At 63.8% G+C, this 12,735-nt stretch carries 15 protein-coding genes; 11 read left to right on the forward strand and 4 right to left on the reverse strand.

Annotation, left to right across the window (positions count from 1 at the left end; all coding sequences use genetic code 11):
* Nucleotides 1-247 precede the first annotated feature (247 nt).
* From RX330_RS32610 to RX330_RS32650, 9 genes are all read left to right on the forward strand, one after another.
* Nucleotides 248-1,264: a TRAP transporter substrate-binding protein gene (locus RX330_RS32610; RefSeq protein ID WP_317241211.1), complete on the forward strand. Its 1,017-nt coding sequence runs from the start codon at nt 248-250 to the stop codon at nt 1,262-1,264.
* Between the two features lie 198 nt (nt 1,265-1,462).
* On the forward strand, nt 1,463-1,999 hold the full coding sequence (locus RX330_RS32615; protein WP_317241212.1) for a TRAP transporter small permease: 537 nt from the start codon (nt 1,463-1,465) through the stop codon (nt 1,997-1,999).
* A 2-nt stretch (nt 2,000-2,001) separates the two neighbouring features.
* On the forward strand, nt 2,002-3,321 hold the full coding sequence (locus RX330_RS32620; RefSeq protein WP_317241213.1) for a TRAP transporter large permease: 1,320 nt from the start codon (nt 2,002-2,004) through the stop codon (nt 3,319-3,321).
* A gap of 12 nt (nt 3,322-3,333) precedes the next feature.
* Nucleotides 3,334-3,795, forward strand: a complete 462-nt coding sequence (locus tag RX330_RS32625) for a DUF3237 domain-containing protein (RefSeq protein WP_212087753.1) — start codon at nt 3,334-3,336, stop codon at nt 3,793-3,795.
* A 263-nt stretch (nt 3,796-4,058) separates the two neighbouring features.
* Nucleotides 4,059-4,868 carry a crotonase/enoyl-CoA hydratase family protein gene (locus RX330_RS32630; RefSeq protein ID WP_317241214.1) on the forward strand — a complete coding sequence of 270 codons (810 nt, stop codon included), beginning with the start codon at nt 4,059-4,061 and terminating at the stop codon, nt 4,866-4,868.
* Nucleotides 4,865-6,748 (forward strand): feruloyl-CoA synthase, encoded by a 1,884-nt coding sequence (locus RX330_RS32635; RefSeq protein ID WP_212087749.1) that lies wholly within the window; start codon nt 4,865-4,867, stop codon nt 6,746-6,748. Before RX330_RS32630 ends, RX330_RS32635 begins: the two co-directional genes overlap by 4 nt.
* A gap of 25 nt (nt 6,749-6,773) precedes the next feature.
* Nucleotides 6,774-7,535: an SDR family NAD(P)-dependent oxidoreductase gene (locus RX330_RS32640; protein WP_317241215.1), complete on the forward strand. Its 762-nt coding sequence runs from the start codon at nt 6,774-6,776 to the stop codon at nt 7,533-7,535.
* Between the two features lie 10 nt (nt 7,536-7,545).
* Entirely contained in the window at nt 7,546-7,965 is a 420-nt protein-coding gene (locus tag RX330_RS32645) for an acyl-CoA thioesterase (RefSeq protein WP_212087745.1), read from the forward strand.
* 78 nt (nt 7,966-8,043) lie between these two features.
* Entirely contained in the window at nt 8,044-9,195 is a 1,152-nt protein-coding gene (locus RX330_RS32650; RefSeq protein ID WP_212087743.1) for an ABC transporter substrate-binding protein, read from the forward strand.
* Nucleotides 9,196-9,305: 110 nt separating this feature from the next.
* Here the strand turns inward: RX330_RS32650 and RX330_RS32655 are convergent, their stop codons facing one another.
* Nucleotides 9,306-10,034, reverse strand: coding sequence for a glutathione S-transferase family protein (locus RX330_RS32655; protein ID WP_212087741.1), 729 nt, complete (start codon nt 10,032-10,034; stop codon nt 9,306-9,308).
* Between the two features lie 32 nt (nt 10,035-10,066).
* Nucleotides 10,067-10,342 (reverse strand): hypothetical protein, encoded by a 276-nt coding sequence (locus tag RX330_RS32660; RefSeq protein WP_212087739.1) that lies wholly within the window; start codon nt 10,340-10,342, stop codon nt 10,067-10,069.
* Between the two features lie 113 nt (nt 10,343-10,455).
* Here RX330_RS32660 and RX330_RS32665 point away from each other — a divergent pair, with 113 nt between their 5' ends.
* Together RX330_RS32665 and RX330_RS32670 are read left to right on the forward strand one after the other, a co-directional pair.
* On the forward strand, nt 10,456-11,154 hold the full coding sequence (locus RX330_RS32665; protein WP_212087737.1) for a helix-turn-helix transcriptional regulator: 699 nt from the start codon (nt 10,456-10,458) through the stop codon (nt 11,152-11,154).
* A 16-nt stretch (nt 11,155-11,170) separates the two neighbouring features.
* Entirely contained in the window at nt 11,171-11,494 is a 324-nt protein-coding gene (locus RX330_RS32670; RefSeq protein ID WP_317244014.1) for a YkgJ family cysteine cluster protein, read from the forward strand.
* Here RX330_RS32670 and RX330_RS32675 read toward each other — a convergent pair.
* A complete protein-coding gene (locus RX330_RS32675; protein WP_212087735.1) occupies nt 11,491-11,889 on the reverse strand; it encodes a hypothetical protein in 399 nt (132 codons plus the stop codon). The genes RX330_RS32670 and RX330_RS32675 overlap by 4 nt on opposite strands.
* 180 nt (nt 11,890-12,069) lie before the next feature.
* On the reverse strand, nt 12,070-12,417 hold the full coding sequence (locus RX330_RS32680; protein WP_317244015.1) for a DUF3307 domain-containing protein: 348 nt from the start codon (nt 12,415-12,417) through the stop codon (nt 12,070-12,072).
* Nucleotides 12,418-12,735: the final 318 nt, after the last annotated feature.

The raw sequence follows: 12,735 nt of genomic DNA on the forward strand, positions 1-12,735 counted from the left end.
TGTAGGCTTTGCATGCGGCCCGCTTGTCGCGCCGGCCAGCAGACGATAATTATACTACATAATTGTTAGGCAGAAGGGGAGCGGTCGTCGCCCGAGCAGCGACAAATCCATGCAACATGGCTGACGTAGACGACGCGGCAAGGCCGCATGCCAGTTCCGGCTTGAACGCGCCAGCCAATTAGATAACATGTTAATTAATGAGACCGGGCCATCGAAGCCCGCCGTCGAAAACAGGGAGAGACGCGTGATGAGAAAAGCCTGTCTGGCATTGCTGCTGGCCGCGAGCGTGACGCCTGCCTACGCGCAGGACAAGACCTTCGATTTGAAGATCTCGCATTGGGTGCCGGCCTCGCATCCCCTGCAGAAATCGCTGGAAGACTGGGCCGCGGCGGTCGAGAAGGATTCCGGCGGCACCATCAAGGGCAAGGTGTTTCCGGCCCAGCAGCTCGGCAAGGCCTTCGACCATTACGACATGGCGCGCGACGGCATCGCCGACGTCACCTATGTCAATCCCGGCTACCAGCCCGGCCGCTTCCCGATCATCGGCGCCGGGGAATTGCCGTTCCTGATCTCGGATGCCAAGGGCGGCTCGATGGGGCTCGACGCCTGGTATCGCAAATATGCCGAGAAGGAGATGAAGGACGTCAAATACTGCCTCGCCTTCGTCCACTCGCCCTCCTCCTTCCATTCCAAGACCAAGAAAATCGTCAGCCCTGAGGACGTGAAGGGCATGAAGATCCGCCCTGCGCACGCCACCATGGCAAACTTCGTCACCTCGCTCGGCGGCACCAACGTGCAGTCCTCGGCACCGGAAGTGCGCGACATCATCGAGCGCGGCGTCGCCGACGGCGTCACCTTTCCCTGGGGCTCCCTGGTGCTGTTCGGCATCGACAAGGTGACCAAATACGACATGGAGGCGCCTCTCTACACCACGACGTTCGTGTTCGTGATCAACAAGGACAAGTACAATGCGATGTCCGACAAGCAGAAGGCCGCGATCGACAAGAACTGCACGGTCGAGACGGCAGGCGCGGTCGGCGAGCATTGGGGCAAGTTCGAGGACGCCGGCATCGCCAAGGTGAAGGCGGAATCCAGCCACGAGGTCTACAAGCTGACACCCGAGCAGACCGCCGCCTGGAAGAAGGCCGCCGAGCCGCTGGTCAAGACGTGGGGCGACAATGCCAAGAAGACCGGCGCCGATCCTGATGCGGCTCTCGCGGATCTGAAGGCCTCGCTGAAGAAGTACAACGCGCTGGCAGAGTGACGCCGCACCCGATCGGCCCTCCCTCTCCCTCTCCCCTTCTTGGTGGGAGAGGGCCGGGGGGAGGGCTGCTTCCGGCATGAAAGTGAGGGATGGGCTCGCCGAGCGGGTCCCTTCACCCGCATCGCGTCTTCGATGCGATGCCGCTCTTCCCGCACGCGGGGAGAAGCGAAGAACCGCCGCTGGAGTCGAGATCAAGCAATGACAGAACCCGACGGGCCACAGCCGACAAGACGCTCCTGGATGGACCGCGTGATCGACTCGATCGAATGGATCGCGGCCGGCTTCGTCGGCATCGTCGCGCTCGATATCTTCCTGTCGGTGCTGCTGCGCAACACGCTGAACTATTCGATCCCCGACAGCTTCGACATCGGCCGCATGCTACTCGGCATCCTCATCTTCTGGGGCATCGCGGCGACGTCCTATCGCGGCACCCACATCACCGTGGACCTGATCTGGGCCAATGTCGGGCCGCGCTACCAGCGCATGATCGACATATTTGCGACGCTGGTGCTGCTGTTCGTCGTCACCGTGCAGACCTGGACGCTGTTCGACAAGGTCCGGCTGACCTACAACGACAATGTTCAGACCTTCGACCTGCACATGCCGACATGGCCATTCTTCCTCGTCGCCTGGATCGGCGACGTCTGCGCCGTGCTGTTGATCGCGATCCGCACGTACCGCCTGATCTTCCATCCCGAAGAGATACATGAACCGAAAATCAAGGTGACGGAGTAAGCATGGATACCGACGCCGTCGCCGTCATCGGCTTTGTTGCCCTGTTCGCCCTGATGCTGCTGCGTGTGCCGGTCGGCATGGCAATGGGCCTCGTTGGCGTATGCGGCTTCAGCTATCTCGTCGGCTCGACGCCGGCCTTGAAGATGGTCGGACAGGTCACGATGCGAACAGTGACCGACTACACCTTCGGCGTGATCCCGATGTTCCTGCTGATGGGCGCCTTCGTCACCAACTCCGGCATGAGCCGCGAGCTATTCCGCGCAGCCAACGGCTTCGTCGGCCATTTGCGCGGCGGGCTGGGCATCGCGACCGTCGGCGCCTGCGGCGGCTTTGCCGCGATCTGCGGCTCCTCGGTCGCTACGGCCGCAACCTTCTCCGCGGTCGCTTATCCGGAAATGCGGCGCTTCGGCTACCCGCAGTCCTTTGCCACGGGCGTGATCGCGGCCGGCGGCACGTTGGGTGCGATGCTGCCGCCCTCCACCGTGCTTGCGGTGTACGGCATCATCACCGAGCAGGACATCGGAAAGCTGTTCATCGCCGGCATAATCCCGGGCCTGCTCGCGATGACAATGTACATGCTGACGATCTTCCTGATCGGTTATTTCCGCCCTGACTTCCTGCCGAAGGGCAAGGTGACACCCTGGCGCGAGCGCTTCGCCGGATTGAAGGACATCTGGGCTCCGGTTCTGCTGTTCATATTCGTGATCGGCGGCCTCTACGGTCTGCCCTTCCTGCCGCGCTTCACGCCGACGGAAGCCGGCGGCGTCGGCGCCACCGGCGCCTTCATCATCGGCGTGGTGACGGGCCGGCTGGACCGCGAGAAGGTGCTGGCCTCGCTACTGCAGGCGACGCGCACCGCGGCCGCCGTCTTTACCGTGCTGATCGGCGCGCTGATCTTCGGCTATTTCCTGACGGTGACGCAGACGCCGCAGAAGGTCACGGAATTTCTGACCGGCCTTGGCCTAGGTCCCTACGGCGTGCTGGCGCTGATCATGGTGATGTATCTCGCGCTCGGCTGCCTGATGGATGCGATGGCGATGATCATCCTGACCGTGCCGATCGTCTTCCCTGTCATCATGCATCTCGGCTTCGACCCGATCTGGTTCGGCGTCATCATCGTCGTGACCGTCGAGCTCGGCCTGATCACTCCGCCGGTGGGCATGAATGTCTTCGTCATAAAAAGTGTGGTGAAGGGCGTCTCCTTCTCCACCATCTTCAAGGGCGTAAGCCCGTTCGTGGCAACGGACGTCGTGCGCCTCGTGATCCTGATCGCGTTCCCGCTGCTGGCGACCTGGCTGCCGACACGGATGATGGCGCATTGATGAGGGGAAGCGATGACCACACCGACGCTTGAGACCAGATACGTCTTCACCGTCACCGCCCGCATCGGCGATGTCGTCACCGCCGGCGAGACCGGCATCGGGGTGCGCCGCATCATTCCGATCGTCGGCGGTGAGGTGACGGGCGCGATCAATGGCAGAGTGCTTCCGTTCGGCGCCGATTTCCAGACCATCCGCCCCAATGAGCTGATCGATCTCGAGGCGAAATACGCCTTCGAGACCGATGACGGCGCGATCATCTATGTCGAGAACAAGGGCATGCGCTTCGGCCCGGTCGAACTGCTGCAGAAGCTCAAGCGCGGCGAGCCGGTCGATCCCAAGCTGATCTATTTCCGCACCGTGCCGCGGTTCGAGACCGGGCACGAGAAATATCGCTGGCTGATGGAGCACATTTTCGTCGGCTCGGCGGCGCGGCATGCGGACCGGGTGGTGATCGACGTGCATCAGGTGATGTGAGGCGACGTAGGGTCCGAGCCCGCGCCCAGCGCTCAGCTGTCGTCCCTGCGAACGCAGGGACCCATACCGCTCGATTTATCGATTGCGACCGGCAGGAATACCGAACAACGGGTCTTCGCCAAACAATTTCCTGGGGTTATGGGTCCCTGCGTTCGCAGGGACGACACAGAGTTTGAGGCACGGTCTCGGCCATATGATTGGCTCCGGCATATTGACTCCCCCAGAATTCGTTATACAACATAACTATTCTGACAAGGACGCAAATGACACAGGGAAACGCCGAGACCGCTGCCGCGGGCGCCTCCGGGCTGCTGAAGATCGAGCGGGCCGACCGGGTTCTGACCGTGGGTCTGAACCGGCCGGCCAAGCGCAATGCGCTCAACGACGGCATCATCCTGGAAATCGGCGAGTGTTTCGCGTCGCTGCCCGAGGATATCGGCGCGGTCGTCATCCACGGCATCGGCGATCATTTCTCCAGTGGCCTGGATCTCTCCGAGCTGACCGAGCATGACGCGACCGGCGGACTGCTCCATTCCCAGATGTGGCACCGGGTGTTCGACCGCATCCAGTACAGCCGCGTGCCCGTGATCGCGGCCCTCAGGGGTGCGGTGATCGGCGGCGGGCTGGAGCTTGCCTGCTCGGCGCATATCCGCGTCGCCGAGCCCTCGACCTATTTCGCGCTGCCGGAGGGGCAACGCGGCATCTTCGTCGGCGGCGGCGGCTCGGTGCGGCTGCCCCGGCTGATCGGCGTCGCCAGGATGATGGACATGATGCTGACAGGGCGCGTCTATAGCGCCACCGAAGGCGCCTCCTACGGCTTCGCGCAATATGTGACGGAAGCCGGCAACGCCCTCGGCAAGGCGCTGGAGCTCGCGACCAAGGTCGCCTCCAACGCGCCGCTGACGAATTTCGCCGTGCTCCAGGCGCTGCCGATGATCGCGGAGGCCAATCCGCAGACCGGCCTCTTGATGGAATCGCTGATGGCGACCGTGGCGCAGAGCGACAAAGAGGCGAAACGCAGGATCCGCGAATTCCTCGAGCACAAGACCGCAAAGGTGAAGCCAAAATCATGAGCGCGCAGCCGTCCTCTTCCAGCACGGAGCGCGGCGCGAGCACTTTCCCGCTGCGGCCCATCTCGTTCGGCGATCCCGTCGTCAACATCGAGCGCCGCGACGACGGCACGATCTACCTGCGGCCCAAACAGCCGCTCGGCGACTATCCCGTCCGCATCACCGACCGCCTGCATCATTGGGCCAAGACCACGCCGGACCGCGTCTTCATGGCCGAGCGCGAGGGCGGCCGCGGCTGGCGCAAGATCACTTACGCCGAGCTGCTCACCGCGAGCCGGCACATCGCTTCGAGCCTGATTGCGCGCGGCCTGTCGGCGGAGCGGCCGGTGGTGATCCTCTCCGGCAACTCGATCGACCATGCGTTGCTTGCGTTCGGCGCGTTCTATGCCGGCATCCCGTTCTGCCCGGTGTCGCCGGCTTATTCGCTGGTGTCGAAGGATTACGGCAAGCTGTCTTACCTGATGAAGCTGCTGACGCCCGGCCTCGTTTTTGCCGAGGATGCCGACAGATTCGCCGATGCGCTCACCGCCAATGTCTCGCTCGGCACCGAGATCGCGGCGTCCTATGGCCACGTGCCGGGCCGCGACGTCACCCTGCTCGCCGACCTCATGGCGACGCCGATCCGCAGCGATCTCGACGACGTCCATGGCAGGATAGGCCCTGACACGATCGCGAAATTCCTGCTGACCTCGGGTTCGACCGGCAACCCCAAGGCCGTCATCAACACCCAGCGCATGATCTGCGCCAACCAGGTGATGCTGCGCGAGACGCTTGCCTTCCTGAAGGACGAGCCGCCCGTCATCATCGACTGGCTGCCCTGGAATCACACCTTCGGCGGCAACCACAATATCGGCCTAACGCTCTACAATGGCGGTTCGATGTATCTGGACGCCGGCAAGCCGATGCCCGGGGGCATCGAGGAGACCGTGCGCAATCTCCAGGAGATCTCGCCGACGGTCTATTTCAACGTGCCCAAGGGTTATGAATCGCTACTGCCCTATTTGCGCGACGACCAGGGCCTGCGGGCAAAGTTCTTCGACCGGCTGCATGCGATGTTCTTCTCGGGCGCCGCGCTGTCACCGTTCATCTGGGACAGCCTCGACGAGCTCGCTGTGAAGGAAAAGGGCTACCGCGTGCCGATGCTGACCGGCTTGGGGGCAACCGAAACTGCGCCGTTCTTCATGTCAGTCAATCCACGCACCAGCCGCTCCGGCCATGTCGGCCTGCCTGTTTCGGGCAACGACGCCAAGCTCGTGCCGAACAACGGCAAGCTGGAAGTGCGCGCCAAGGGGCCGAACGTCATGCCCGGTTACTGGCGCCAGCCCGACATCAGCGCGAAATCCTTCGACGAAGAAGGATTCTACAAGATGGGGGATGCGCTCAAGCCCGCCGATCCCGACGATCTCAACGCCGGGTTCGATTTCGACGGCCGTGTCGGTGAAGACTTCAAGCTCGCCAGCGGTACCTGGGTCAGCGTCGGCCCCTTACGCGCGCGCCTCACCGCGGCCTGTGCGCCGCTGGTGCGCGACGTCGTCATCGCCGGCATCAACCGCGACGAGGTCTCCGCGCTGGTCGTGCTCGACCTCGACGGTTGCCGGCTGATCAACCCGACGCTGCCGACCGACGACCTCGTCGTCGCGACGCGCGACCGGCTGGTGCGCGACGCCTTTCGCGAGCGCCTGACGCGCTTCCTCAGCCAGGCCACGGGATCCTCGACGCGGATCACGCGCGCGATCCTGATGGACGCGCCGCTCTCCATCGACAAGGGCGAGGTCACCGACAAGGGCTCGATCAACCAGCGCGCGGTGCTCGAGCATCGCGCCGCGCTGATCGAGGAGCTCTACGCTGCCAATCCGTCGGACCGTGTGATATCGGTCGGGTAAGAAACCAACGCCACAGGAGAACGCCATGTTGTTGAAGGATCAGGCAGCCATCGTCACCGGCGGTGCATCGGGGCTCGGCGCTGCCACTGCGCGAAAGCTGGCGGCGCAGGGCGCCAAGGTCGCGGTGTGCGATCTCAATGCCAAGCTTGCCGAGACGGTTGCCGCCGAGATCAAGGGCGTGGCCGTGACTTGCGATGTCTCCGATGCCGCCTCTGCCGAGGCCGCGGTCGCGCAGGCTGCGAAAGCCCATGGCCCGGCCCGTGTGCTGGTCAATTGCGCCGGCATCGGCGTCGCCAAGCGCGTGGTCGGCCGCGACGGCCCGATGGCGCTCGCGGATTTCGACAAGGTGATCAAGGTCAATCTGATCGGCACCTTCAACATGTTGCGCCTGGCCGCGACCGAGATGTCAAAGCTGGAGCCGCAGGCAACCGGCGAGCGCGGCGTCATCATCAACACCGCTTCCGTTGCCGCCTATGACGGCCAGATCGGCCAATCCGCCTATTCGGCTTCGAAGGGCGGCATCGTCGGCATGACGCTGCCGATCGCGCGCGAGCTCGCGCAGTTCGGCGTCCGCGTGCTGACCATCGCGCCCGGCCTATTCCTGACGCCGCTGCTCGCGAACCTGCCGCAGGAAGCCCAGGACTCGCTCGCCGCCGCGATCCCGTTCCCGCGCCGGCTCGGCCAGGCCGACGAGTTCGCCGCGCTTGCGCTGCACATGGTCGAGAATGCGTACCTGAACGGCGAAGTGGTGCGCCTCGACGGCTCGCTGCGCATGGCGCCGAAATAAGGCACCGCGCATGTTCGTGAACCGGCGCGACGTCCAGATCCAGTGGGGTGATTGCGACCCCGCCAACATCGTTTACTACCCGCGCTATTTCGCGATGTTCGACGATTCGACCTCGACCCTGTTCGAGGTCGCCGGCTTCTCCAAGCAGGACCTGGTCCGCAAATACGGCCTGGTGGGGATTCCCATGGTCGACACGCGGGCCAAGTTCTACATCCCGTCGACCTATGGCGACTGGATCACCATCGAAACCAAGATCGAGAGCATCAAGCGCTCGAGCTTCGAGGTGAAGCACAATGTCTACAAGGACGATGCGCTGGCGATCGAGGGTTTCGAAACCCGCGTTCTGGTCGGCCGCGATCCCGTTAACTCCGACAAGCTGAAATCGGCACCATTCCCGGCGGAAATGGTAGCCAAGTTCACGGGAAGCTAAATCGCCGCATCACCAAAAGAGGGGGCTGAATTACCCCCCGATTTCTGCTTTCAAGGAAACACGTAAAGGGAGGAATAGATGAAACGCTTTTACCTGACTGCCGCCATCACCGCGGCGACACTGGCCCTGCCGGCCCTGCCCGCGCTGGCTCAGACCAGCGAAGTCACCATCGGCATCACCACCACCACGACCGGCCCCGGCGCAGCGCTGGGCATTCCCGAGCGCAACGCGCTGGAGTTCGTGCCGAAAGAGATCGGCGGCGTACCGCTCAAGGTGATCGTGCTCGACGACGGCGGCGATCCCACCACCGCGACGACCAACGCCCGCCGCTTCGTGACCGAATCCAAAGCCGACATCATCATGGGCTCGGCGCTGACGCCGCCGACGATCGCGGTCTCCAACGTCGCCAACGAAGCCGGCATCCCGCATTTCGGCCTCGCGCCCTTCCCGATCACCCCCGAGCGCATGAAGTGGTCGGTGGCGATGCCGCAGCCGATCCCGATCGTGGGCAAGGTGCTGTACGAACACATGAAGTCCAAGGGCGTGAAGACGCTCGGCTATATCGGCTATTCCGACTCCTACGGCGACCTCTGGTTCAACGACCTCAAGGCCCAGGCCGTGCCGATGGGCATGACCATCGTCGACGAGGAGCGCTTCGCCCGTCCCGACACCTCGGTGACCGGACAGGTGCTCAAGCTCGTTGCCGCCAATCCCGACGCGATCCTGGTCGGCGCCTCCGGCACCGCGGCCGCCCTGCCGCAGACCGAGCTGCGTGAGCGTGGCTATCAGGGCCTGATCTACCAGACCCACGGCGCGGCCAGCATGGACTTCATCCGCATCGCCGGCAAAGCGGCCGAGGGCGTGCTGATGGCCTCCGGCCCCGTCATGGATCCCGAGGACCAGCCGGACACCGCGCTCACCAAGAAGCCGGGCCTCGCCCTCAACTCGGCCTATGAAGCCAAGTACGGTCCGAACAGCCGCAGCCAGTTCGCCGGCCATTCCTACGATGCGTTCGAGATCCTCAAGCGCATCATTCCGGCGGCATTGAAGACGGCCAAGCCGGGCACGCCGGAATTCCGCGAAGCGATCCGCCAGGCACTGCTGACGGAGAAGGAGCTGGCGGCGAGCCAGGGCGTCTACAATTTCACCGAAAAGGACCGCTATGGCCTCGACGAGCGTTCGCGCATCCTGCTGACGGTGAAGAACGGCAAGTACACGCTGGTGAAGTAACAGCAAGCGAGACTTCTGTGACGACGAGAGCCGGCCCGAGGGCCGGCTCTTTTGTTTTGTGCTTTACGCTGAGCTGCCGGCGTCGTTAACAGGCTTCCGTCCTACGAGCGTCAAGCCGCCTGCCGCAGCGGGGTCCAGGCGAACTCAGGATAGTAATCGTCCATCATGCGGTCGACGTAAGCCGTGAGGTTCGGAAAGCCTTCGGCGCGCTCGCGCAGAATCGATTCGAAGAAGGGCGAGAGGATACCGGCCAGCATGCCGAAGGCCGTGGCATCGACGCCGCAGGGCCTGTTGCCCATCAGGTACGCCTTGTCGCCGAGTTGCACCGACAATGCGAACAGCGAACGCACCGCGAGGTCGACGTCGTCATCGGGCGCGTGGCGGCCAAGGCCCGAGAGCAGATAGTTCTCGGCGACGCGGAATTGCGCATCCTCTCGCAGCTTCTCGCGGTTGTGCTCCGGTGCGCCGTCGAAGAAGTGGGCAGGCCCCTTGGCGAAATTGACCGGGTCGACCCAGCGCGCCCCGACCAATCCCCAATAGACGTGGTGCTCGATCATCCGTTCGAACGCCCAGGCCTGGGCGCGCTCGGCCAGCGACAGGCCGGCGTCGAAATCGAAGCCGTAGCGCCGCTCGATATGGGCGCGGATGAAGGTGGAATCGGCCACCGCCTCACCGCCGTCGTCGATGAACGGCAGTTGCCCCTTGGGCGAGGCCGGCGGCATCGCCCGCTCCTTCCGGTAGGGCAATCCCGCCATCTTGAGCTGCACCTCGGTCTTGGTGACGAAGGGGCTGATTTCCGGCAGGCCAAAGCCGGCGCCAAAGCCGTAAAGCGTGATCATGCGTGCTCTCCTGAACCTCTCGAAGACGGAACCTAGCGACCGGCTGCTGCCACCATGGTGGCAGCAGCCGTGATATCTTCTGCGAAGCGGGCGCCTCGCCAGGCGCGGCCCATCACATGCCGCACCAGCGCGTCGGCGGCCTGGACCAGCGAACGTGTCACCACGCTCGCGAGCGCCAATCGGAGGTCGACGGCCATGAGATCGAGCGAAGCGAGGCGGCTGAGCGCCAATGCTTGCCAATTCCGGGCCTGCCACATCTGGGCGCGCCACAACGGAACGGCCGGGCCGAAATGGGTTGGAATGATCATGGACAAATCCTCTTCAGTCGATGTGTTGTCCCGGTATAGAACCCCCCTGCTGCCAACATCCTGTCAGCAGCCGCGCGCCGCCTTCTGAAAAGATCACCGACAAGGGACCACTCATGAGACGCGCCGACCGGCTGTTTCAAATCATCCAGGTGCTGAGGCGCACGCGTAAGCCGCTGACGGCGGATGCCATCGCGGCCGAGCTCGAGACCTCGAAGCGCACGATCTATCGCGATATCGCCACGCTGATCGGTCAGCGCGTGCCGATCCGCGGCGAAGCCGGCATGGGCTACATCCTGGAAAAGGGTTTTGACCTGCCGCCCTTGATGCTGACACCCGACGAGATCGAGGCGGCTGTGCTGGGCGCGCAATGGGTGGCGGGCCACGCCGACTCCGCGCTGGCACGCGCCGCCGAAGACCTGATGGCCAAGATCGCCGATACCGTCCCCGAGCGCCTGCGGCCCTTCGTGCTGGAGCCGGCGAGCCGCGCGCGGCCAAGCTGGAACAGGGAGCCGGACCGGCTGGACATGGCGCGCACGCGCACTCAGATCCACGAAGGCAAGAAGATCATGCTTCGCTATCGCGACGAGCAGGGCCGCGCCAGCGAGCGCATGATCTGGCCGATCTCGGTCGGCTATCTCGAAGCCGTGAGGCTGCTCGCAGCCTGGTGCGAGCTGCGCGGCGACTTCCGCAGCTTCCGCACCGACCGCGTCGTGGAGGCGAACTATCTCGACGAGAAATATCCGGAACGACGCGACGTGCTGCGCGCAAGATGGCGGCAGAGCCTGGTCTGGGGCCCTCCCAAAGATACTTGAAGAATACGTGACGATGATGGAAGAGCACTCCCCCACCGATCCGTCGAGCTGTTGCCAGAATTGCGGCGCGTGCTGCGGCTATTCGGCCAACTGGCCGCGCTTCTCGATCGAGAGCGACGAGGAGCTTGCAGCGATTCCGGAGACGCTGGTCAACGAACGCCAATCCGGCATGCGTTGCGAGGGCGATCGCTGCTCGGCCCTGCAGGGGGAAATTGGGAAAGCGACCGCCTGCGGCATCTATGCGCTGCGGCCGGAGGTGTGCCGCACCTGCATGCCGGGCGACGCCGAATGCGCGATGGCGCGGCGGAAGTTCGGGTTGCCGGCGATAGAGGCCGCTTAGGCCGGAACGGCTTCGCTGATCTCGTCGTCGAATTCGTCCTCGAGCGGTGCGAGCACCGAGAGCGGCTTGGTCGACAGCGTGATCGGCTTGCGGCCGCCCGACAGCGACGGCGAGGATTTCGCCGTGCCTTCGCGCGCCAGCGCGTACAGCGTCGAGCCGACGCGGCCACCATTCTCGATCAGGTCGCGCTCGCTGCAGCTTCCGGCGATCGCGACCGCCAGCGAATGCAGATGGCTGCGGCGATAGCAGAACAGCGCCAGCCTGGCGCGCGCGTCAGGGGAAACACTCTCGACCAACCTCGGCAGGCCACTCTCGCTGGCGCGATACATCTCGCCAAGGAGCTCGTCGCGGACCGGGCAGAAATCGCTTTCAATGGAATCGCGGCTTGAAAACATTGCAGTTCTCCCTCGTACGGCGAAGATGCAGCGCAATTCTCTAATGAAAGGTTAACCACGCTGCCCGGTAGTCACCCGGGGTGGTTGCGCCCTGGCCGCGAATCAGGCGGCGGCTTTGCCGACTGCCATCATTCCGGGCTCGCGAAGCGAGAACACGGAAATGACGGGTGCGGGCCAGCCTCAGTTCGCCGCCATATAGATGGAGAGGCCGAAGCCGGAGAGGTGATGCAGGGCCTGGTCGACGCCGATCAAGGTCCAGAACCAGGGATGCGCAAGGTCGACCCCGAAATTGGCCGAGACGAACCCTTTGGCGCGGTCGATCGTGATGTGGATCACGAAATCGATCAGCGCCACAAACCAGAATTTCGGCGCCACGATCAGGATCAGCGGCAACGCAACCGCAAGATGAACGAGGCAGTGCACCAGAAGTGGCAGGGCCCAGCCATGCTTCTGGTCCTTGCCGTGCGCCATCCAGGCGGTCTGGAGGACGAAATCGGCGATGATGTGCTTGAAGGTGAGCAGCAACATCCAGCCAATGAGCGCTTCGACCGGAACCGCCGATGACATGGGTGGAAACGACAAGCTGACGCCCTCATTGACGTGACAAGAAAAATTGGAGCGTTCAGCGCAACTTCTTCTTGGACCGGTCAAATCGCCGGGACGCGCGATTTATGACATCTCCCGCGGCGGAATGCAGCCGGGGGGAACCGGAAAATCGCCAAGTGTGGCTAACTTGTGATAGGATGACTAATCGCCGCGGCGGCCTGGAGTAAGGTTACCTCCGGCTCGAAATTTGCTTTCCGCTGCCTTCGCGCTATCATTGACGGCAGCGAATATCGTTCTTTT

The organism is Bradyrhizobium sp. NDS-1 (assembly GCF_032918005.1).
Classification (GTDB): domain Bacteria; phylum Pseudomonadota; class Alphaproteobacteria; order Rhizobiales; family Xanthobacteraceae; genus Bradyrhizobium; species Bradyrhizobium tunisiense.

Excerpts from the sequence above, each read along its gene's own strand:
- RX330_RS32610 (WP_317241211.1), top strand. The coding sequence starts at position 248 with ATGAGAAAAGCCTGTCTGGCATTGCTGCTGGCCGCGAGCGTGACGCCT.
- RX330_RS32615 (WP_317241212.1), top strand. The coding sequence starts at position 1,463 with ATGACAGAACCCGACGGGCCACAGCCGACAAGACGCTCCTGGATGGAC.
- RX330_RS32620 (WP_317241213.1), top strand. The coding sequence starts at position 2,002 with ATGGATACCGACGCCGTCGCCGTCATCGGCTTTGTTGCCCTGTTCGCC.
- RX330_RS32625 (WP_212087753.1), top strand. The coding sequence starts at position 3,334 with ATGACCACACCGACGCTTGAGACCAGATACGTCTTCACCGTCACCGCC.
- RX330_RS32630 (WP_317241214.1), top strand. The coding sequence starts at position 4,059 with ATGACACAGGGAAACGCCGAGACCGCTGCCGCGGGCGCCTCCGGGCTG.
- RX330_RS32635 (WP_212087749.1), top strand. The coding sequence starts at position 4,865 with ATGAGCGCGCAGCCGTCCTCTTCCAGCACGGAGCGCGGCGCGAGCACT.
- RX330_RS32640 (WP_317241215.1), top strand. The coding sequence starts at position 6,774 with ATGTTGTTGAAGGATCAGGCAGCCATCGTCACCGGCGGTGCATCGGGG.
- RX330_RS32645 (WP_212087745.1), top strand. The coding sequence starts at position 7,546 with ATGTTCGTGAACCGGCGCGACGTCCAGATCCAGTGGGGTGATTGCGAC.
- RX330_RS32650 (WP_212087743.1), top strand. The coding sequence starts at position 8,044 with ATGAAACGCTTTTACCTGACTGCCGCCATCACCGCGGCGACACTGGCC.
- RX330_RS32655 (WP_212087741.1), bottom strand. The coding sequence starts at position 10,034 with ATGATCACGCTTTACGGCTTTGGCGCCGGCTTTGGCCTGCCGGAAATC.
- RX330_RS32660 (WP_212087739.1), bottom strand. The coding sequence starts at position 10,342 with ATGATCATTCCAACCCATTTCGGCCCGGCCGTTCCGTTGTGGCGCGCC.
- RX330_RS32665 (WP_212087737.1), top strand. The coding sequence starts at position 10,456 with ATGAGACGCGCCGACCGGCTGTTTCAAATCATCCAGGTGCTGAGGCGC.
- RX330_RS32670 (WP_317244014.1), top strand. The coding sequence starts at position 11,171 with ATGGAAGAGCACTCCCCCACCGATCCGTCGAGCTGTTGCCAGAATTGC.
- RX330_RS32675 (WP_212087735.1), bottom strand. The coding sequence starts at position 11,889 with ATGTTTTCAAGCCGCGATTCCATTGAAAGCGATTTCTGCCCGGTCCGC.
- RX330_RS32680 (WP_317244015.1), bottom strand. The coding sequence starts at position 12,417 with ATGTTGCTGCTCACCTTCAAGCACATCATCGCCGATTTCGTCCTCCAG.